This is a genomic window from Bacillus pumilus (genome assembly GCF_900186955.1).
Lineage (GTDB): Bacteria > Bacillota > Bacilli > Bacillales > Bacillaceae > Bacillus > Bacillus pumilus.
In genome coordinates this window covers 3,796,801-3,819,313 of the sequence record NZ_LT906438.1, presented here as the reverse complement: position 1 = coordinate 3,819,313, position 22,513 = coordinate 3,796,801, and the positions used below count along the sequence as shown (strand labels likewise).

General features: G+C 43.1%; 15 protein-coding genes and 1 pseudogene. 7 read left to right on the top strand and 9 right to left on the bottom strand.

Annotated elements, in window-relative coordinates:
- Positions 1-41 precede the first annotated feature (41 nt).
- The 8 genes and pseudogenes from CKW02_RS19905 to CKW02_RS19870 form a co-directional block, all read right to left on the bottom strand.
- The gene (locus tag CKW02_RS19905) at positions 42-269 is read right to left on the bottom strand and encodes an MbtH family protein (RefSeq protein WP_003215360.1); all 228 of its coding nucleotides are present in this window, start codon (positions 267-269) and stop codon (positions 42-44) included.
- 20 nt (positions 270-289) lie between these two features.
- A complete protein-coding gene (locus CKW02_RS19900; RefSeq protein WP_003214729.1) occupies positions 290-7,438 on the bottom strand; it encodes an amino acid adenylation domain-containing protein in 7,149 nt (2,382 codons plus the stop codon).
- Positions 7,439-7,453: 15 nt separating this feature from the next.
- Positions 7,454-8,362 carry an isochorismatase family protein gene (locus CKW02_RS19895; protein ID WP_003215100.1) on the bottom strand — a complete coding sequence of 303 codons (909 nt, stop codon included), beginning with the start codon at positions 8,360-8,362 and terminating at the stop codon, positions 7,454-7,456.
- Positions 8,363-8,381: 19 nt separating this feature from the next.
- Positions 8,382-9,977: pseudogene (locus CKW02_RS19890) on the bottom strand ((2,3-dihydroxybenzoyl)adenylate synthase); the annotation flags it as partial.
- A gap of 48 nt (positions 9,978-10,025) precedes the next feature.
- Entirely contained in the window at positions 10,026-11,207 is a 1,182-nt protein-coding gene (dhbC, locus tag CKW02_RS19885) for an isochorismate synthase DhbC (RefSeq protein ID WP_003214915.1), read from the bottom strand.
- A gap of 26 nt (positions 11,208-11,233) precedes the next feature.
- The gene (locus CKW02_RS19880; protein WP_003215196.1) at positions 11,234-12,019 is read right to left on the bottom strand and encodes a 2,3-dihydro-2,3-dihydroxybenzoate dehydrogenase; all 786 of its coding nucleotides are present in this window, start codon (positions 12,017-12,019) and stop codon (positions 11,234-11,236) included.
- Positions 12,020-12,026: 7 nt separating this feature from the next.
- Entirely contained in the window at positions 12,027-12,908 is an 882-nt protein-coding gene (locus CKW02_RS19875) for an alpha/beta hydrolase (RefSeq protein ID WP_003214949.1), read from the bottom strand.
- A gap of 580 nt (positions 12,909-13,488) precedes the next feature.
- A complete protein-coding gene (locus CKW02_RS19870; RefSeq protein ID WP_003214534.1) occupies positions 13,489-14,346 on the bottom strand; it encodes a hypothetical protein in 858 nt (285 codons plus the stop codon).
- A gap of 108 nt (positions 14,347-14,454) precedes the next feature.
- Between CKW02_RS19870 and CKW02_RS19865 the strand changes: the two genes are divergently transcribed.
- From CKW02_RS19865 to CKW02_RS19855, 3 genes are all read left to right on the top strand, one after another.
- Complete coding sequence (locus CKW02_RS19865) at positions 14,455-15,411, top strand: DUF4885 family protein (protein ID WP_003215035.1); 957 nt, start codon at positions 14,455-14,457, stop codon at positions 15,409-15,411.
- Positions 15,412-15,631: 220 nt separating this feature from the next.
- Positions 15,632-16,996: a replicative DNA helicase gene (dnaB, locus tag CKW02_RS19860; RefSeq protein WP_095117971.1), complete on the top strand. Its 1,365-nt coding sequence runs from the start codon at positions 15,632-15,634 to the stop codon at positions 16,994-16,996.
- A gap of 129 nt (positions 16,997-17,125) precedes the next feature.
- Entirely contained in the window at positions 17,126-17,539 is a 414-nt protein-coding gene (locus CKW02_RS19855) for a VOC family protein (RefSeq protein ID WP_003214623.1), read from the top strand.
- A gap of 32 nt (positions 17,540-17,571) precedes the next feature.
- Here the strand turns inward: CKW02_RS19855 and CKW02_RS19850 are convergent, their stop codons facing one another.
- Positions 17,572-18,777: a cytochrome P450 gene (locus tag CKW02_RS19850; RefSeq protein ID WP_003215250.1), complete on the bottom strand. Its 1,206-nt coding sequence runs from the start codon at positions 18,775-18,777 to the stop codon at positions 17,572-17,574.
- A gap of 106 nt (positions 18,778-18,883) precedes the next feature.
- Here CKW02_RS19850 and CKW02_RS19845 point away from each other — a divergent pair, with 106 nt between their 5' ends.
- The 4 genes from CKW02_RS19845 to CKW02_RS19830 all read left to right on the top strand — a co-directional run bounded on the left by CKW02_RS19845 (position 18,884) and on the right by CKW02_RS19830 (position 22,495).
- Positions 18,884-19,495: a TetR/AcrR family transcriptional regulator gene (locus CKW02_RS19845; protein ID WP_189286556.1), complete on the top strand. Its 612-nt coding sequence runs from the start codon at positions 18,884-18,886 to the stop codon at positions 19,493-19,495.
- Between the two features lie 216 nt (positions 19,496-19,711).
- Positions 19,712-21,001 (top strand): adenylosuccinate synthase, encoded by a 1,290-nt coding sequence (locus tag CKW02_RS19840; protein ID WP_003214555.1) that lies wholly within the window; start codon positions 19,712-19,714, stop codon positions 20,999-21,001.
- 135 nt (positions 21,002-21,136) lie between these two features.
- The gene (locus CKW02_RS19835) at positions 21,137-22,270 is read left to right on the top strand and encodes a DUF418 domain-containing protein (RefSeq protein ID WP_003214724.1); all 1,134 of its coding nucleotides are present in this window, start codon (positions 21,137-21,139) and stop codon (positions 22,268-22,270) included.
- A 15-nt stretch (positions 22,271-22,285) separates the two neighbouring features.
- Positions 22,286-22,495 (top strand): hypothetical protein, encoded by a 210-nt coding sequence (locus tag CKW02_RS19830; protein ID WP_003215098.1) that lies wholly within the window; start codon positions 22,286-22,288, stop codon positions 22,493-22,495.
- Positions 22,496-22,513: the final 18 nt, after the last annotated feature.

Genomic DNA, 22,513 nt, shown 5'->3' with positions numbered 1-22,513 from the left:
CTGTCAAAAAAGCACCCTGATTCAGATCAGGGCGCGATGATTTAGTCTGTTTTTCCATGTGCTAGCGCAGGTTCTTTTGTTAAGCTTAATGGCCGTAAGTCCTGCCAGTGTGTCTGGATATAATCGATGCAGGCATTTCTAGTGTCTTCACCAAAGACCTTTTCCCACCCATCTGGCACTGGTGCAAATGATGGCCAAAGTGAATGCTGTCCTTGTTCATTGACAAGCACAAGAAATACACCGTCTTCACGATCAAAGGGATTTGTCATTTGTCATCTCTCCTTTATTCTTAGTGCTTTTGTTTGACCCGATGCAGAGAGTTGTCTAAGATGACACCAATTTCTGCTAGGGGTTTAGGCTGGCACATGTCTTTGTGCCGGCAATGAATGTCGTGCTGTTCAATGGTTCCGTTGATATAAGGTGCCCATGCTTCGGGATCAATTGGTGTAAACCAATCTGGGATAATGGTAGATCTAAAGAATAATATGTCCCCATGATAAGTTTTTGGCTGATATTCTCCGAGCAATCGAACTGAATTGACATAGGTTTCCTTTAGATTTCTAATGGCATCTTCACTTAAGCTTGCTAGTGCACTGCCGTCTTTCTTCAAGATGTCGACAGCACTTTTCATCGTGAGCGGTTCACCTGTTAAGGTATCTGGATCATAACCCCCGAGTGCAAGAAGAGCGATTAGTGCTTCTTCTTCATCGGGTGCTTCTTTAAGCGGTAAGAAATGGTTTGGATAGGCATCTAGCATCGCAACGAGAGCGATTTCTTCACCTTGCTGCTGGAGTTGTGTAGCCATTGCCTGTACAACGTTTCCGCCTAGTGACCAGCCAAGAAGATGATAAGGACCTTTTGGCTGAATCGTTTGGATGTGCTTGATGTAATCCGCAGCCATATCATCTAGTGTGTGCGGGTAGTCATCTTTTCTTGCGATTCCTCTTGCCTGTAATCCATAAATAGGGATGTCTTTCTCTAATGTATTCAAGAGACCTGCATAGCACCAGCTAAGACCACCAGCTGGGTGAACACAGAAGAGAGGATATCTTTCTCCATTTGTTCTTAGCGGCAGCAGGATTTCTAGTGCGTTTTCATCGCTTCCTGTTTCTAGTTTCTCTGCCAAACTTGCAACATTTGGTGCTTCAAACAACGTTCCGATGCTTAGTTTGACACCAAGTGCATCACGAATGCGGCTGATTAAACGAACCGCAAGTAAGGAATGCCCGCCAATGTCAAAAAAGCGATCGTCAATGCTGATTTTTGGCAAATCAAGCACCTCTTCAAAGAGGTGGCATAGAACTTCCTCTTTCGGGTTTCTTGGGCCGCGGCCATCCGTTTGCTGTATATGCAATTGAGGTGCCGGTAGTGATTTTTGATCAAGCTTTCCGTTTGCTGTAAGTGGCATCGTATCAATCTGTACATAAGCCGCAGGCACCATGTAATCAGGAAGACTGGCTGCCGCAAAATGGCGAAGGGTCTCTGTATCGAAACGGTCTTCTTCAGTTGTGACGATGTATGCGACTAAGCGTTTGTCACCAGGCTGATCCTCTCGCATAATCACGACAACTTGTGCAACTGCGTCGTGGCGTGATAGAACGGCTTCGATTTCTCCAAGTTCAATTCTAAACCCGCGTATTTTAATTTGATGATCTGCTCTGCCAATGTAATCAAGTGCCCCTTCTACCGTCCAGCGAGCGAGGTCGCCAGTTCGATACATCCTTGTGCCAGGTGCTCCATAAGGATCGGCAGGGAATCGATCTGATGTTAGGTCAGGCCTGCCTAGATAACCTCTTGCCAAACCAGCTCCAGCTACATACATTTCACCTGTCGTCCCAGGTGGAACAGGTTGTAGGTATTCATCTAGTACGTACACGTGTAAATCAGGAATCGGTTCGCCTATTAAGCTGCTGGATTTCTTTGCGATCATGTCTCGATTGAGTACATTGTACGTAACGTGTACGGTGGTTTCTGTAATGCCGTACATGTTAATTAGCTTTGGCTTGCAGTCTGAGTGACGGCTGTACCAATCTTCTAATCTGCTAAGCTCTAATGCTTCACCGCCAAAGATGACATAGCGGAGTGATAATGCTTGACCAAGTGTTTGTTGTTCCTTGTCTATCTGCATGAGCTGATAGAAGGCAGAAGGTGTTTGATTAAGCACAGTCACACCTTCATCGACTAGAAGATGCAGCATCTCTTCTGGAGAACGAGAGATGGTATGAGGAACAATGACAAGCCGACCGCCATATAAAAGGGGCCCCCATATTTCCCAAACTGAAAAGTCAAAGGCATACGAATGGAACATTGTCCAAACATCCTCTTCATCGAAATGGAACCAATGTTCAGTAGATGTCAGAAGACGGATGACATTTTGGTGTGGGATGACCACTCCTTTTGGTTTCCCTGTAGATCCGGATGTATAAATAATATAGGCCGGATGCAGAGGAGATAGCGGCTCAATTCTGTCTATATCAGCCGGATTGTGATTTGGCGTAATCTGTAATTGATCATTTGTTTCTTTTTCGTCTAACAAAATCAAATCGCAATCAGCAGGGAGATGCAATGCAGCTGCTTTTGTTGTGATGCTGCAAACTGGTTTGGCATCTTGTATCATGTATGCCAGCCTGTCTGCTGGGTAATCAGGATCAAGCGGAACATAGGCTGCGCCTGCTTTATGAACGGCTAATAGGCTGACGAGCATATCGATTGATCTAGGCAGGGCAAGTGCAACGAACTGTTCTGGTCCAACGCCTCTTTCTATTAATAAATGAGCAAGACGATTGGCTTTGTTGTTTAACTCTTCATAGGTAAGCTGCCACTTGCCATCCGTTACTGCCACTCGATCAGGATATTGCTGCACCGTTTTTTCAAATAAGGTCGGGAGACGATGTGCTTGGTCTAACTGAGCGAATGTCTTTTTGTCAGGTAGAAATGTTTGCCGCTCTTTATCTGATAAAATGTTCACTTGACCAATCGGCAGATGTGGGCGCTCAGCTATCTCTGTTAAAAAGCGCTTCATTCTGGCAGCGATTGCTTGAATGGTACTTTGTTTAAATACATCTGTGCTGAATTCAAACAATCCTGTTAATCCTGCTGCTGACCCAGTTTCAGTTCTTTGTTCTGTTAATTCGATGGTCAGATCAAATTTAGCTGATCCTACTGGTTTCACGTAGAGGTCTGAGTCAAGTTGTGTCAACTTCATTTCCGCCTTCGGTGTATTTTGGAAGGCAAGCATGACCTGGAACAATGGATTGCGTGATCTGGAGCGGTTTGGATTTAGAATTTCCACTAGCCGTTCAAATGGCAGATCCTGATGCTCATAGGCTGCTAAGTCAACGTCTCGCACTCGCTTCAATAGCTCACTAAAGGTTGGATTACCAGCTGTATTTGTACGTAATACTAGTGTATTCACAAACAATCCCACAATGTCGTCAAGTGCATCGTCATTCCGCCCAGCAATTGGACTGCCAATAGGGATATCTGTTCCCGCTCCAAGACGTGTCAGTAATGCTGCAAGTGATGCTTGAAGCACCATGAACAAGCTCACCTGATGCTGCTTTGCAAGTTCAAGGAGCAGCTGGTGTAAAGCGGGCTCAATCGCAAAGTCGATCGTAGCACCGTTGAAGCTTCCTTCCTGTGGACGCGGGTAGTCATAGGGAAGCTCCAGTTCTTCAGGCAGGTCATGTAAGGCACCTGTCCAATAGGTAAGCTGCTTGGCAAATAGACTATCCGTCTCTTCCTCACTGCCCAACAGCTTCTGCTGCCAAATAGCATAGTCAGCATATTGAACAGGTTCGGCTGGCAAGGAGATTGATTTTCCTTGTATACGGGCTTCGTAAGCAGCAGCTAAGTCTCGTGTCAATGGTGCAAGTGACCAGCCGTCACCAGCGATATGATGCAGCAATAGAAGCAGCACGGATCGATTTGCATCAAGTATGAATAATTCAGCTCGAAGTGCAGGTTCTTCTTCAATCTTAAAGCTATAGCGAATGGCTTCGTTTAACTGATTATCAATTTGTTGATCACTTGAAGCTGTGACGTGGAGTTCAGGCTGAACACTTTTCGGGTGTAAAATAACCTGTCTTGGCATGCCGTTCTTATTTGGAAAGATGGTTCTAAGGGTTTCATGTTTTTCAGTGATATCTGCTAAAGCACCAATGAGAGCTTTTTGATCTAATGTACCTGTCAGCTGAATGACAAGTGGAATATTATAAGTTGGACTTGGACCTTCAAGGCAATGAAGGAACCAGAGCCGTTTTTGGGCAAAGGATAATGGAATTTCATCTGGCTTTTTTTCTACCTGAAGCGGCGGCCGAATGTCCTTTGCTTTGTCTAAGTGCTGTGCAAGTTCAGCGACTCGAGGTGATTCAAAAATGGTGCTCATGCTTAGGTCTGCACCGAATGTATCGCGTATACGTCTAAGCAGACGAGCGGCAAGTAAAGAATGTCCGCCTAAATCAAAGAAACTATCATCTATGCCAATTTGAGATACGCCAAGGGTTTCTGCAAATAAACTACATAACATGTCTTCTTGGGGTGTTCTAGGTGTACGCTCAGAACTAACTAAAGACATATTTGGCACTGGCAATGCTTTGCGATCGATTTTGCCGTTTGGTGTAAGTGGAAGTTCCGGCAAAAAGACAACAGCAGAAGGCACCATGTAGTCTGGAAGTAACGCAGCCACAAACTGCCTAAGCTCTGAAGGGTGAAGAGAAGAGTCGTCTGTCAGCACAACATACGCACAAAGCAGCTGTTGTCCAGGTTGATCCTCCCGAACGATAACGGATGTATGCTTTATGGCTGGGTGCTGCATAATAACTGTTTCAATTTCACCTAGTTCAATACGGAAGCCGCGAATTTTAATTTGATGATCAGCACGGCTAATATAATCAATCGAGCCATTCTCACGCCATCTGGCTAAATCACCAGTGCGATACATTCTCGTGCCTTTTGTGCCGAATGGATCAGCGACAAATCGTTCAGCCGTTAAGTCATATCGTCCAAGATATCCTCTGGATACTCCTTCACCTGCAATATAAAGTTCACCGATTGATCCTGCTGGGACTGGGTTTAGTCCTTCATCTAAAATGTAAATGTTCGTATTCCAAATGGGTTTGCCAATCGCCGGTCCACTATTCTCTCGATGTGCTGTGACATTTTCCATGGTAGACCAGATCGTCGTTTCTGTAGGTCCGTACAAATTGGTAATGTCGCATTGAAGAGATTGTAATGTGTGCAAAAGGGAGGCAGGGAGTGCTTCTCCTCCAACAAGAACACGCATACCTGTTATCACGTCAGGGTAATCATCTGCTAACGCATGCCACAACGTTGGTGTTGCCTGCATGATTGTGACATGATGAGAACGAATCATGTCTGAAAGCTTTGCTGGTTCTTGTATCGTTTCTTTTTTTGCTAATAATATAGCGGCACCATGTAAAAGCGGGAGGAACATTTCTAGCCCGGAAATATCAAAGGCAATGGTCGTTACCGCTAAAAGCTGGTCCCCTTGATCTAATAAAAATGAATCTTGCATAGACAATATAAAGTTGATCACATTTCGTTTTGTTACAACAACACCCTTTGGTTTGCCTGTCGATCCTGACGTGTAGAGGATGTAAGCCGGGTGATGCGGGGAGCCTTCGCTCCAAGTCGGATTGAGATGCGGGCTGCCTGCTATCTCCTGATGAACAATTGAATCATCCAGTTGAACGATGTGCGGATGCTCCAAACCGTCTGCTGTCTCTTTGACTGTGAGCAAGCACGCCGGTTTGGCATCTTCTAGCATATAGGCGACACGATCGTTAGGGTAATCAGGGTCTAGTGGCAGATATGCGGCTCCTGTCTTGATAACGGCTAATAGACTTACGACCATATCGATGGAACGAGGCAGAGCAATTGCGACAAATTGTTCTGGTCCAATGCCGCGCTTTTTCAAATAATGAGCCAATTGATTTGCCCGCTGATTCAACTCTTCGTAGGTCAAAGTGATTTCTTCAAACTGTAATGCTTTTGCTTGTGGTGTTTTGCTGACTTGTTTTTCAAATAGTTCCCGTAAAGATTCTTTTGGTAATTCTCGTTTTGTATCATTCCAGTGCTTGAGAATGTTCTCTTTTTCTTCAGACAAAAGAAGGTTGAATTGACTGATCGTCTGATCTTGCTCTAGTCCGGTTATTTCCTCCAGCAATTGAAGAAAACGCTGCTGATGAGCGTCAACTGTTTGCTCTTTGTAAACGGCAGGGTTTGCATCAAAGTCGATTTGAAATCCTTTCCCATCTGCGCGGTCGTATATGTTGATCGATATATCATCTACGGGTCCTGCTGAAAGATTATGTGCTTGACCAATGCTCTGATCGAACATGAGATCATAATCAAATGGCATGATATTGATCTGCGGGCCGAATAATCGTTGATTTCTTCCGATGAGTTTAAAGTCTCTCCGCATGTCTTCATGACGATATCTTTGATGAGGACGAATGGCTTTCAGTTCATCAGATACTTGGCGAACAAGTGCTGAGAGCGTCATTTCTGGTTTGCATGTTAAACGAAGCGGTACCAGGTTCATGACCATTCCGGGTGTTTGCAAGGCGCACGATCCAAGGCGCATCATAACAGGTAATCCTAAAACAATATCATGTGCACCAATCATACGATGCATATATAGAGCGGATGCCGCAAGAATCATTTCATGCCACGTACCACCGAAAAATTGAGCATTTTTTTTCATTTTGCTTACCTTTTCGGCATCGAAGCTAGCCGTTTTGCGGATAAAATGATCCGACGTTCTTGGGGCAAGCTCAGCAAGGCTGACAATTTCAGGTTGATCAGCAAAGCGATTTTTCCAAAAAACTCGATCATCTTCATACCGATTGGACTGTTGATAGGTGATCTCTTCTTGGACTACGTCATGTAAGGATCCAAATGTTTGAGGAGGCACAGGTGTCCCTTTCGATAGGGCTGAATAGACCTCAGCAACACGGCGTGCAATGAGCGAAAAGGCGAATCCATCAATGGCAATGTGATGAATGCGCTGATACCAGATAAAACGGTCGTCAGCAAGTTGAAAAAGTACTTCACGGAATAATACATCTTTCTCTAAAGAGACTGGCGTTGCAAGGTCTGTCTTCATCCATGCTTTAGCCGCATCAAGCGGCTGTTTTTCATTTTGTAAATTGATAGATTGAAATGGAATCTCTTTCTTAGATATCAACCATTGCTTTGGACCGTCAGTATCCTCAACGAAGCGCATATACAAGGAATCTGCTTCTAAGACAGTCTTTCTAATGGCTGCTTCAAAGTGTACGGGATCAATAGGACCTTTAATATCTATATATTCAGCTGTATTGAAAATAGGATTAGATGGATCAAGCTGCTGCGCATACCAAATGCCTGATTGGGCACCGGTTAGTGGGAATGAATCGACTGACTGGATCGACAAGGGTCTATACCTCCTTTACAAGTAATCGATATTTGGGATAGATGGCTGTTTTTCTGGGAAAAGAAGAGCTCGCCAAGACGTGAGCGTTGGATTAGCTGCAAGCTCAACGAAATTGACTGTCGCTCCTTGCTGTCTCCATTTTTCCGCTAGACTCATCATTCTAATAGAATCAAGTCCAAGATAGACGAGATTCTCGTCAAACGGTATTTCATTCGGCTCGATTTGGATATACTCAGCTACTTGGTGAACGATAGCATCAAAGGATAGATCATCACCGTCTGCTTCCTGTCCTGTTAAACGACTAATGATTTGGCTTGTCGTTGTGGTCACCGCACAGCGTTCAGCTGCATAGGTCATTGCCATTTTGTGATGCTTAAGTGAAAAGTCAGCGACGGCATCGGCGACAAAAAAAGTTTCAATATCGAGCATGAATGCTTCTGCGGCTGTCAGCATACAGCCAATATGTGCATATACGCCAGTAATGATCAGTTGATCACGCCCGCCTTCTTGAAGAATGTCTAAAAAATTGGATTTTTTGAATGCGCTATAACGCCATTTTGTTAGCATTGTGTCTGCTTCAGATGGAGCAAGCTGATCAATGATTTTTGTCAATGCTTCATCATCACCAAGACCAGGCCCCCAAAAATCTGTTAATAAGGCACGATCCTTCGGGTCTTGGTCACCAGGTTGAGCTGTATAGACGACAGGAATGCCAAGTTCTTTGCATGTATCACGTAATTGTTCAATATGCTGCACTAACTCTGTGATCGGTGATGTATCTTGTTGAAATGCATTTAAAAAATATTGCTGCATGTCATGTATTAGCAGGACAGCACGTTTCGGATCAGGGATCCAGTTCACTTTATTTTCGGGTAAATCTTGTATGCTTGGCATTGGATACGCAGGAATAGTAGGGATTGCCATGGTTTTCACTCCTCTTTTTTTATACGTTGGCAGTATGGATTGAAGCTAATTCTCTTAATGCTTTTTTACTGACTTTGCCTACACCTGTTTGTGGGAACGCCTCGATCCATTCAATGCGGTCGGGAATTTTATAGGCAGCGAGCCCGCGTTCTCTTAGAAATGACTTTAAGGCGTGTGGTGCTGGCTTGTTGTTTCCTTTCGCAATAACAAAGGCACATGAGCGTTCGCCAAGAAACGGATCTGGCATGGACACCATGGCGGCATCATGAATGTCAGGATGCGCAAGTAAATGATTTTCAACTTCTTCAGCGGCAACCTTTTCGCCGCCACGATTGATTTGATCCTTGTCTCTGCCTTCTACTACCACATTTCCTTCTTTTGTTAATCGCACGATGTCACCTGTTCTGTAAAAGCCATCGGCTGTAAATGCTTTCTTGTTTTGTTCATCGGCTTTATAGTAGCCGCGAATCGTATAAGGTCCTCTTGTTAAAAGGTGTCCAGCCACTTCATTCGGGACGGGCTTGTCCTCCTCATCTACCACTAGTACCTCATCATATTCAGACATCGGGCGTCCTTGTGTGTGAATAATGACATGTTCAGGATCATTCAATCTGGTATAGTTGACCAGACCTTCTGCCATGCCAAAAACTTGCTGTAACTTACACCCAAGGGCAGGCATCACTCGTTTTGCTGCCTCGGCGCTTAATTTAGCACCACCGACTTGTAAAACCTCAAGACTCGATAAGTCATCTGATCGATGTGGAGCGGCTTCTAGCCAGATCAATGCAATAGGCGGAACGACTGCGGTAATTGTTGCCCGTTCTTTTTCAATGAGTGGAAAGACGACATCAGGACTTGATCCCGGTGCAAGAACGACTCTTCCACCTGCGTATAACGTCCCAAGGACTCCAGGCGAGCTTAATGGATAGTTGTGCGCAACTGGAAGTGTAGCTAAATACACACTATCTTTTGTGAGCTCGCACACCTCATTGCTTTTCCAAAGACTATACATATAGTCATCATGTGTACGAGGTATGAGCTTAGAAAGGCCTGTGCTGCCTCCTGATAACTGAAGAAATGCAATATCGCTTGCCTCTACATGAATTTGAGGATCAAGTACTGGGTCCTTGCGCAGATCATCCAAGTCAAGGAATTCCTCAGCCTTCCCTGCAACAATGACATGAGGTAATGAGGGAAGCTTTTCTTTCACTTGACGTGCGAGTGATCGATAATCAAAGCCATCATGGATATCTGGTATGACATATGCGTCTGCTTCGGCAAACTCAATAAAATAAGTGATTTCGCTGCTTCTATGAGATGGCAGTGAGAAGACGGGTAAAGCACCAATTCGAAATAAAGCGAAAATGACTTCAAAAAAAGCAGGAATGTTAGGAAGCTGCACGACAACTCGACTGCCCTTTTGAATTCCAAGCTGATGGAAACCGGCGGCAAGACTGCTGACGCGCTCATCAAGTTCTTGGTAGCTCATGTGCGTATCAGCGTATGTAATCGCAGTTTTATTCCTTAACGATATGGCGCGTTCACGAAGCATACCGCCAAAGGTTTCTCCACGCCAACAGCCGTTTTCACGGTAGCGTTTTGCAAATTCTTCTGGCTATGTAGGTGGTTGAACAAACATGTTTTTGTCATCTCCTATGTATTTTTATAGCTGGTGGATGCCCATCGCACGAAGCATCGTGTTAAATTTTGCAGATGTTTCGGCTAGCTCTTCTTCTGCCTTAGATCCTTTGACCACTCCTGCACCAGCAAAGAGGCGAAGGGATTGACCCTCAGCTTCTGCACAACGAATGGTGACAATCCAATCACCATCACCATTTGCATCTGCCCAGCCGATCATTCCTGTGAAAAATCCTCGATCGAAGGGTTCAATTGCTTGGATTGCTTCACGTGCATCTGCTGTAGGTGTTCCGCATACTGCGGGTGTTGGATGAAGGCTCAGCGCTAAATCAATTGAGGATACACTGGAATCTGCTAATTCACCTTTTACGACAGTAGATAAATGCCACATCGTTTCTGTTTGTATGACGGATGGTGATACAGGCACATCTAACTTACGACAGTAAGGAGCAAGCGCTTTAGTGACAGCGTCGACAACCACTGCATGCTCGTGTAAATCCTTCGCTGAAGTAAGGAGTTCATCGTGACGGCGCTGGTCTTCTACTGGATCTGAACTACGCGGCCGAGAACCAGCGAGTGGATTGGAAATCACAGATGAACCCGTTTTTGAAAGAAGCAGCTCAGGACTTGCCCCAAGAAGTGTGCGCTTTTGGGGAGATTTCGGATCAGCTACATTTGCAGCAAACGTATAGCCAGTCGTATTGTGACGAGCCAGCCGTTCGAGTATTGCTTTCGTATGAATGTCTTGATTTGATTTGAGATGGAGAGATCGAGAAATGACGATTTTGCTAAGCTCTCCTTTTTCAATTTTAGCTAACCCTTCGTTCACACCATTCATGTAGACTTCAGGAGAAGGGACAGGTGTCACCTCATAGGATGGCGATGTCACTTCCGATTCCTCATCACCTTGATGAAATTCGAGTGGATCACTAAACTGTACATGGATTGGCACATTTAAACGAACGGGTTGCGCCGGATCAAACGGAACAGCACCAGCAATAATTGGTGATTGAATACCAGCTTGTTTGGCAGTGTCAAATACGTGCGCTACCCTTGTGGAGAGTTCATTGAGCTGATTGGTTTCAATATGCTGGAAAATCCCTTCTGCAAGTATTGTACGTTTAGGGGAAGCAAGGAAAAAAGCGCCTGGCTGATAGTCTTGAATCAACTGTACTTTTTCTTCTGACGGCAATAATGAATGTTTCATGAAAAGGCCTCCTTTTTGATGAAATGCTAGATTCCGAGTGTTGCGCCACCATCAATCGTGAGATTCTGCATCGTAATATGACTGGATTGTTCAGATGCAAAGAAGATGACTGCATCAGCGATGTTTTGAGGATCAGCGATTTTTTGTAAAGGAATACCGGTTTTATACGTCTCTAATGACCCTTTGATCACATGGTCTGCGCCTTGTTCATCAGACCATAAAGCCCATTGCATAGGTGTTGCGGTAGAGCCAGGAGAGACAACATTGCATCTGATTCCATAGTCTGCCAGCTCTAATCCAAGCGTTTTTGTAAAGGAAGTAGCTGCTGCCTTTGAAGCGGCATAGGCAGCCATATTCATTCTAGGAATGGCACCTGCGTTAGAGCTGACGGTCACAATGACCCCTGCTGATCTTTTCATCATGTATTTGGAGACAGCTTGTGATACATAAAAGACACCATGTGTGTTGACTGCGAAGGTTTGTTGCCAGTCATCTGCACTAAGCTGGTCAATAGAACTGATTCGAAGAATGCCTGCTACATTGACTAGTAAATAAATGGGTCCAAGCTGTTTTTCAATTTGATTGATAATGTGCTGAACAGATGCTTGATCGGTAATGTCACCTGGATAGGCAAAGGCACGTAAGCCTTCATCATTCATTTGATGGACGGTGCTTTGAAGCTGATCCTCATTTGCGTCAACTGCTGCAATGATCGCACCTTCGTCGGCTAGTCTTTTTGCGACTGCTTGTCCGATACCTTGCCCTGCGCCTGTGACAAGGGCAATCTTTTGAGATAGACCACTATGTTTCATACGTTCACTACCTTTCTTTCATGTCTGTGGTTGTTAAAAGATCATCATGATAGAGCGCAAAACGAAAAGCGTAATTCATCAGCACCGGTAAAACGGACGTATGTCCTTCTTCAGGGAACTCGTGATAGGCCGTATGTAAGCCATATGAGGATAAAGGCAGCATACGATTTGCTAGTGACTTTGCATGAGCATTCATTTGACATGGATGATGTTTTTCTAACTCACCTACACCTACAAGCAGCCTGACATTCATAGGCACCTGACGTATGCGGTTGGTGAATTGGTGTTCTTTTTCTAGAAATAAATTTTTGTTCCAGTGGATAGAAGGACTGCCTGCAATATATGTCTGATAAGCATCAGGGTGCTCAAATAGTGTGTGTAATACAAAAAGACCGCCAAGAGAATGCCCAAACAGTGTTTGACGACTTAGGTTGATCGGAAAGCGTTGCTCGATATAAGGCTTCACAGTCTTTTCTAAAAAAGAAAAGAAAGCAGAGGCCCCACCATATGTATGGATGGAGAAGTCTTTTCTTTTGCCCCCGATGGAAGCGTCAGGGCTGGTAAGAGTGAGATCATAATGCCTGAGCGGATGATAGGGCGCTTCTGTCTGATAGCCAATTCCAACAATGATGGCAGGTACAACACCTGTTTTTTCAGGTCTTCTTGACTGTAAACGAATGGCTTCGACCATTGTGCCAAAAAGTGAATTCCCATCAAGCACGTACATGACTGGAAAACCAGCCGCTGGAGGAGTAGTATTCGGTTTAAATATAAAAAGTCTGTATGGGTGTGCTGTGATATCTAGTTGCTCCGTCCCGGGTATAAAAAAAGGACGGCTTTCTCCGAAAAATGAATCCTCAGTACCCATTCCTTCAGGGCGTTTGGACATATGTGACAAATCTCCTTCCTCAAATTCGACTCTCATACGATGATAAAAGCAGGCTTGTAGCTATTGGATGAGTGTAGTACTTGAAGAATGGCTTCTCCAAATGAAAATGATTCTCAACTATCCGCAAGCAAAACAAATGATAATGGTTATCAATTATGAAGTCAAATGTTCATAAAGTTGTGTATTTGATTTTTTTATCCCAATATTCAGAAAATAAAGGACTAACTCACTAACAAATGATTTGAAATAGGGAATATCGGACCTTGTCATTTAAAAATAGGAGAAATGTCAAAAGACCTTGACTGCCTCGGAATTTTTACCATTTTCTTCTGTTTGATACAGGAATAAATATAGGTTTTTCTTCTCGAAAAGATTTTGAGAAAAAATAAGTCTATAGACTCACTTGTATTTTTAGGGAAAAAGAGGAGGATTTTGCGAAAAGTTGGTGATCTCATATCTCAAAACTTATTCAATATTATGCTTAGCTTTTTTTAGAGTGCGAATTATACAATTAAAAAAAGTAAGGGTTGTCCCCTTACTTTTTGGTCAATTGGTGTACAAGTCTGTAAACACCATTAAATTAGAATCCATCTGTGACATCATATTCGTAACGGATATCGGCTTTGACATTGCTCATAGTAGATCTCGCTGTAGCCTTTGCATTGTACTTGAAGCTCCACTTTTGCGCGACTTTTAATTGATTTTCCAGAGAAATACGGTAAGAACCACTTGTTGCAGATGAAACAATGGATTCGTTCCAAATCTTGTTTTCATCAGCCATCAGCTTGTGCGTGACATTTCCTTGGTTAGGCGATTGGGTACTAGTTGTTGATATTGATTTAACGATTGCACTTCGGGGAATAGCCGTATGATTAGTTAAATCCATTGTAATGACAGAAGAATCAACTCCTAAAAAATTCAAAGAAGTATTTCCCAAGTTGGTAGCGGCTCCCGTAAAGTTGAATGTCCCATTTCCAGATTTAATTCGATCTTGAATGGAAACAGTAAAGTACATATTCCCTGTATATGTACCACGGGTCACTTTCACAAAATAAGTTTCTGAAGTTGAAGTAACGTCACCAGTATTAGCAAAAATAAATGGTGTAATTGAATCAGGATTCATAACCTCGGACCCTGTAGTAGATTGTTTAGAATTATACACTTCTATTTTCATACCTGTATATTTCTTATCATATGAGCTTCGCACATAAACCCTTTCACCCTTATTGATCGTGAACTGATAATACGCTTCATTTTCACCTTCAGGTAAGATTGTCGTATCTGGACGACTATATTTCCAATAGCCCATTGAGCTTGCTGTGTTAGGACTGTTATTTCCTGTAATCGCTGCTTCTGCTGAATTAGGTGCAAAAAAACTAGTAACAAGCACTAATAATAATGCAGGTAATAAAAAACGTTTGAAGATAGTATTTGTCATATTTTAACCCTCCTTGTAATAATTACTATATCGGATCAAAACTAACAAATTTTAACTGAATTGCCGATATATTTAATAATCACTAATTTTTCAAAAAGGAGAATCTAAATGAATATTAATACGTCATACAGGACAGCTACTTCAAACACTCATAAAGAAATGGATTCGAAAAATCAATCAACTATTAAAAGTACAAATGAGACGATGACCGAAGCAGATAAACGAATGAAGATACTTGATGAGAAATATCAAAAAATTAATGAACAAAATAAAAGATTCAGTGATCCTCAAGACCACATATATAATAAGTATAGAAATCCATACTCCTCTTATTTCAGAAGTGATCTAACCAAGTCTGAAAGAGAAGCTGCGTACACTATGGAAATGAGTTGGGCAAGAAATAATAAGGGTGGGCAATATGACTTTAATGACGCCATCTTCCGTAACGAAAAACGGTACGATCCTACCCAAGAAAGCGTAGAAAAGAAAATATTCAACCGACAAAAGGTCAACGAACAATTGCAAGATTTGTTCTCTAAAAATGGTATAACCATTCCTAAGAACATGAATTTAACTTTTACCATCGACCCAAATCATTTCAAATTAGTGGTGGGTGGATCAACAGATGAATCGCTGACTAAACAAATAGAAGACCTATTAAATACAAGCAACAATACAAGAGAATTATTTTTCCATATTATGAAAAGTAGAAATGATGATTCTACTCAATTCACGCCTGATTCTCTTGCTAAATTCCACCTTGTGAATCAAATCAAAACGGTGACAGGCTACAATTTAAAAGACTTAAGTATTGTAAACGGTCAATTTGTAACCGATAAAGGGACGAATATTTTTGATATATACAAAGAAGATCTCCTGAAAAATCCATACACAGCAGAACATGCACGTATTGCCGCTTCACATTACGGAGCACAGCTGTTTGATCTAGCGAAAAACGGGTTTGATTCTATTCCCGATTTGGTGTTATCCATTGGTTATCAAAACGGGTCTTTACATGACATTGGGCAAAAAGAAAATTATGGAGTGAAGAAAACGATCGATTAACAACATGTGAACGGTAACAGATACAAATCCCATTAGCGGCAATGAAGGACTCTATAACAATTGATGTTACAGGGTCTTTTCTATTGAGATGCGTTGGTTGGCTGTTCAACGAAACATCCTCATGGTAATTTTGACTATAGTCGATGTTTTTCACTTTTTTATTGATGAAAATGTTAAAATGATGAGTAGCGTATTTTTTTATGAAAGGACGGTGCTTGGCATGACGGAACTTCTCGATGACCGGCTGCCGCCGCAAAATATAGAAGCCGAGCAGGCCGTATTAGGTGCTGTTTTTTTAGAACCATCTGCGCTTACGCTCGCTTCTGAAGTATTAATTCCAGAGGATTTCTATAGAATGTCGCATCAAAAGATTTACAATGCGATGCTTGTACTTGGTGATAGAGGGGAACCGGTCGATCTTGTTACGGTGACTTCTGAACTGGCCAATACAGATTTACTAGAAGAGGTAGGCGGGATTTCGTATTTAACCGATATTGCGAACTCTGTCCCAACTGCCGCAAACATTGAATACTATGCAAAAATTGTAGAAGAGAAATCAATTTTAAGACGTCTGATCCGTACGGCGACAACCATTGCACAGGATGGATACACGCGTGAGGATGAAGTAGAGGATCTGTTGAGTGATGCTGAAAAGACCATTATGGAAGTGGCGCAGCGTAAAAACTCAGGAGCCTTCCAAAACATTAAGGACGTGCTTGTTCAGATATATGATAATATTGAACAGCTTCATAACCGAAAAGGCGATATCACAGGGATTCCAACAGGTTTCTCCGAGCTTGACCGGATGACAGCTGGATTCCAGCGAAATGACTTAATTATTGTAGCGGCTCGTCCATCAGTAGGGAAAACAGCCTTCGCATTGAACATCGCACAAAATGTTGCGACCAAAACGGACGAAAGTGTCGCCATCTTTAGTTTAGAGATGGGGGCTGAGCAGCTCGTCATGCGTATGCTTTGTGCAGAGGGGAATATTAATGCACAGAACCTAAGAACCGGTAATCTGACAGAAGAGGACTGGGGCAAGTTGACAATGGCGATGGGCTCGCTATCAAATAGTGGGATTTTCATTGACGATACACCTGGAATCAGAGTAAGTGAAATTCGCTCGAAATGCCGCCGCTTGAAGCAAGAAAACGGTCTTGGCATGATCCTGATTGACTACTTACAGCTCATTCAAGGGAGCGGACGATCAAGCGATAACCGTCAGCAAGAGGTTTCTGAAATCTCTAGGGCATTAAAATCACTGGCAAGGGAGCTTGAAGTTCCAGTTATTGCTTTGTCTCAGCTTTCACGTGGAGTAGAGCAGCGTCAGGACAAACGTCCGATGATGTCTGATATTCGTGAATCAGGAAGTATTGAGCAGGATGCCGATATCGTGGCATTCCTTTATCGTGATGATTACTACGACAAAGAATCAGAGAATAAGAACATTATTGAAATCATTATTGCCAAACAACGTAACGGTCCAGTTGGTACAGTATCACTGGCGTTCGTCAAAGAATATAACAAATTCGTCAACCTGGAAAGAAGATTTGACGATGCGGGTGTTCCGCCCGGTGCTTAAAGCCCAGCTCAAGAAGCTGGGCTTTTTTTGATGGATCTACATCGAAAGAATGATTGAAAAACGGTCGAAATGAGGAGGAGAGAAAGACAAAGAAATCGTATACTAAAAGGAGAAAAGGAGTGATGACTGATGAAATTTCAACAGTTCGAAGCCGCTCAATTACGCATCGCACGCCCAACCGTCAACATGGAAGAGGTTGTGTCCTTTTATGAAGAAGGCTTAGGGCTCAAACGAATAGGCTCGTTTGATCAGCATGAAGGATATGACGGCGTCATGCTGGGACTTCCTCATCAGCATGTTCATCTAGAAATCACGAAGCATGAAGAAGAAGAAAGTCTGCCCTCCCCGCATCCAGAACAGCTTCTTGTGTTCTATATTCCAAATGCTGAGGAATTTCAGCAAATGAAAGAGAGGTTGATCTCATTTGGCGGACGGCAAGTCACCTCTACAAATCCATATTGGGAACGGGGAGGAGCAACCATTGAAGACCCAGATGGGTATCGCATTGTGCTCATGAACACAGATGGAATCACCCCCGTTTAAAAAAAGACTCCCATGCCCGGGAGTCTTTTCTGTTATGAACGAGGCGTGACGCGCAGTTTCAGTTCTTTCAGTCCATACATGCTGCTGCTTGTCATCGGAACGTAAGAAAGGAGCTCTAACGCCTCATATCGTTCGATTAAAGTCTTTATAGCTGTACATGCTTCAAGACGTGCGAGTGGTGCGCCAAGACAGAAATGGATGCCGTGCCCGAAACCAATATGAGGATTAGGATGGCGGTGTATATCGTATTCGTGTGCGTTTGAAAATTGACGCTCATCTCGGTTGGCGGAAGCAAGAAACACAATCACATTGTCTCCCTTTTTCAACACTTCTCCTCCAAGCTCTGTATCTTTTGTGACATAACGGACGATTGTAGGAGCTGGTGCACGAAAACGGACGGCCTCCTCCACTGCACGTGGGATGAGTTCAGGTGATTGGGCGAGCGCTTTATACGCACCCGGCTGTTCTAACAAGCTGAAGATCATATTGGAGATCAAGTTGGTAGTTGTTTCGTTGCCGGCTAAAAGAAGAAGATTACAAAATGGAATTAGTTCATCCGCTGACAGTTTGTCTCCATTCTCCTCCGCTTGAATAATGAGGGAAATCAAATCATCACCGAGGTTGTGACGTTTCTTTTCAATGGTGTCTGCAAAAAACGCCATCATGTCAGCTTCTCCTTTGTCACGTGTTTTCTGCCATTCAGCTACATCCTCCTCATTTTCACTTTTAGGCATGCTGACGAGAATATCTGACCATTCTTTAAAGGATTGTTTATGCTCTGACGGCACACCTAAAAGTTCTGCAATGACAATGACAGGAAGCGGATAAGAGATGTCTTGCACTAGGTCAATCTCTTTTTTTCCTTCAAGTTGTGCCATGAGTTCATCCATCAATTCTTGAATACGAGGCTCCCACAATTTCATGACTCGAGGAGTAAAGGCTTTGCTGACAATGGAGCGGATACGAGTGTGATTGGGAGGGTCCATCATCACCATTGTTTTCATCAGTGAATGCTTCCGCTGGTTTTTAGGAGGCTGACTCGAAAAGGTATCTTTATCGATTGTCACACGCTTTGCTTCCTCGTAGGTGAATACACTCCACGTTCGGCTGGCTTCGTCAAAATGAACAGGTGATGTCTGGCGCATGTTGGCATACCAATCAAATGGGTGATACGGGTCCTGCTTGTTTTTTCCTCTTAATAACGTTTTTTGCACGGCACTTGGGGTTGTTGTTTCCATGATCATCACTCCTTATAGGTTGTCAGATGCTTCCTTTTTTTCATTGTGTTAGATTAAAGTTAATTCATCAGCCTGGAGGATTCAACCAACAGAAAAGCGAAATCTGTTGAAGAAAATAGGAAGGGGAGAGCGGCTTGTGGCGGACTGCTACAGAGGGGATAAGCGCGCAACGGAATCAAAGCAGCAATTAAGAAAAGCATTATTTCAGTTATTAAGCGAGAAAGAATGGGGGAAAATTTCTGTACAGGATTTGACGAAAGTGGCGGGCATCCACCGCACGACCTTTTATCAGCATTATGAGGATAAATTTGATCTTGCCCAGCAGGTGATGGATGAGATGTTTGATGTGATGAAATGTGCCATTTTTGCGCCTGTACAAGAAGGTAATTTGGAAAAAGAGCATGCGGCATATGTGTATATTTTTCGATTTTATCAGCATTTGCAAGAACACGAAGAGGAGTATCAAATTCTCTTGAAGCGAGGACGAGAGCTCAATATTCATGGAACGGTTCGTGCTTTTTTTGAAGAAAGCTTTTCTTTGGGGGTAAAGGGGGTTGCAGGCTCAAAGCCTGATCCGCATCTCGTTCCTATCGACATGCAGAAGCAATTCGTCATTTCGGCTTATGTTGGAACAGCTGAATGGTGGCTGAGGACAGGGAGACCGTACTCACCTGATTTTATGGCAAGCTCTATGATTCATTTAATTGAAAATCAATAGAAAGTAAGAATAATCAAAATTGTTGTTTTTACTCAAAATCTCCCTTTTTAAGCGCTGAAGAAGTGATTAAAGCGCTTTTTCTCATATTTAAAACGAACAAAATTTGATTTCGAGATATTAATGTTCGGATTTCGCGTTGACTTTTTCGTTTTGCATTGATAAAATAAATGTGTTTGAAAGAGATAACGTTTTGAAAGGTTAACGGAGGTGCACGATATGTCTTCAGTAGTCGTAGTAGGTACGCAGTGGGGTGACGAAGGGAAAGGGAAAATTACCGATTTCCTTTCAGAAAATGCAGAGGTGATTGCCCGTTATCAAGGGGGAAACAATGCAGGTCACACGATCAAATTTGATGGAGTGACTTACAAGCTACACCTCATTCCGTCCGGTATTTTTTATAAAGAAAAAACTTGTGTCATCGGTAATGGAATGGTGGTTGATCCTAAAGCGTTGGTCACTGAGCTTGCGTATCTTCACGAACGGAATGTGAGTACAGATAACCTCAGAATCAGCAATAGAGCCCATGTTATTTTGCCTTACCATTTAAAATTGGACGAGGTAGAAGAAGAGCGGAAAGGGGCTAACAAGATCGGTACGACGAAAAAAGGAATCGGACCAGCTTATATGGACAAAGCAGCTCGTATCGGTATCCGTGTCGCAGATCTATTAGATCGTGAAGTATTTGAAGAGAAGCTTGCACGTAATCTAGAAGAGAAAAATCGTCTTTTAGAGAAAATGTACGACTCAGAAGGCTTCAAGATTGAAGATATTTTAGACGAGTATTATGAATATGGTCAGCAAGTGAAAAAATATGTCGTGGACACATCTGTTGTCTTGAATGACGCACTAGATGAAGGCCGCCGCGTGCTATTTGAAGGAGCACAAGGTGTGATGCTTGATATCGATCAAGGGACATATCCATTTGTTACGTCATCTAATCCAGTGGCTGGAGGAGTGACGATTGGTTCTGGTGTAGGACCAACGAAAATTCAACATGTGGTCGGCGTGTCAAAAGCGTACACAACACGTGTTGGAGATGGCCCATTCCCGACAGAACTCCATGATGACATTGGCGATCAAATCCGTGAGGTTGGCCGTGAATACGGTACAACAACTGGACGCCCGCGCCGTGTTGGCTGGTTTGACAGTGTTGTTGTCCGACATGCTCGCCGTGTGAGCGGGATTACAGATCTATCTCTTAACTCAATTGATGTATTGACAGGGATTGAAACATTGAAAATCTGTGTCGCTTATAAATTGAACGGAGAAATCACAGAAGAATTCCCAGCAAGTCTAAAAGAATTAGCGAAATGTGAGCCTGTCTACGAAGAAATGCCAGGATGGACAGAGGATATTACAGGCGTGAAGAATTTAAGCGAACTGCCTGAAAATGCCCGTCATTATTTAGAGCGTATTTCACAATTAACAGGTATTCCACTTTCCATTTTCTCAGTCGGACCAGATCGTTCACAAACGAACGTTGTCCGCAGCGTGTACCGTCCATAATCATAGACTGATCAGACACCAGTAAAATTCACATTTTACTGGTGTCTTTTTGTTTAAAAATTTCTTAATTTCAGTAGAACAAGCTTCCGATCATTACCAAAATATGATAACTGTATAGGGGGAAGGAGCGTTCTAGTGAAAGAAAGAATAAGATTATTAGATATTTTAAGAGGTTTCGCCATATTAGGCACATTGGGAACGAACGTCTGGTTTTTTGCCTATGCAGGGGATACCTTTGCGACAGATCAGATTGCAGATGAATATGAGAATGGCAGTTTTCTAGAAAGCCTTGTTTCCATGTTCGTCTATGGGAAAATGCTCTCGCTGCTCACTATCATGTTCGGTGTAGGGCTAGAGCTCAAATACCAGCAGGCCAAAAGAAAAAACACGCCTTGGCCGGGTACATATTTATGGATTCTTTTATTTTTATTTATCGAAGGCTTTGTCCATTTTGCACTTGTGATGGAATATGATGTGCTCATGAGTTACGCTGTCACCGGTTTGCTTGTGGCATTTATTGTGCGAGGAGGGAGCAAGCGTATCAAAAGAGGCATGATCTTCTCTGGAGTCATTCATCTGCTTGTTCTGTCCTGTCTGATGGTGTTCGCCCTCTCTGAAATGGAAACAGAATCGTATGATCAAAGCAGTGAACCGGCGCTGGAAGAGCAACTACCAGAGACATGGATCTCACAGGTTCAAGAACGATTACAACACTTTTTCATGTACCGGGGGGAAGCGATCTTTATCATTCCAATGAACACATTTCTGTTTTTATTAGGTGTGCGGATGATGAGAGCCGGTGTTTTTTATGCAAACGAACGCGGGCAATCTCTACGGAAAAGATTATTCCGAATCGGTCTGTGGGTGGGTTTGCCGCTGAATGCACTTGTCTTCGTTCCGAACGAACTAGTGGAATTCGTTGTGCGCTATGCGTTTTCGCCATTCCTCTCTCTTTTCTATATCGCTGTTATTGCGAAGCTCTTGGCTCACACGGAGTCATGGTTCATGTGGAATTGGTTTGAATATGTAGGGAAAATGGCGCTCAGCTGTTACATCCTGCAAAATGTCATCTGCTCGGTTCTTTTTTATAGCTGGGGATTGGGTCTTGGCGGGCAAATCAACGCCCCTCTTATCGTATTGGCATGGCTGCTCATTTCTCTTCTGCAAATCGCCATATCAGCATGTTGTCTAAAGGTTTGGAGAATTGGTCCAATGGAATATATTCGTTCGCAGGCACTTCGCCGGGTGACGAAGAAGAAAGCAGCATAAAGGGGAATCGTTACAATGTTTTTCAAAAAAAGTACGAAAAAAGAACAAGCGAATGCACATAAAGCAGCTGGGCCGGCATTTATCTTTTATCTTCTCGCATTAGGAGGACATTCGCTGTACTCTTATTTCCAAGATGATAAACCACCCGTCACTTTTGTGATTCTCATGTCGGGTCTTCTTGTGTTTTTCGTCGCAGACTGGATATATCATAAAAGGAATTCATAAAAGAAGCCCTCGTCATGA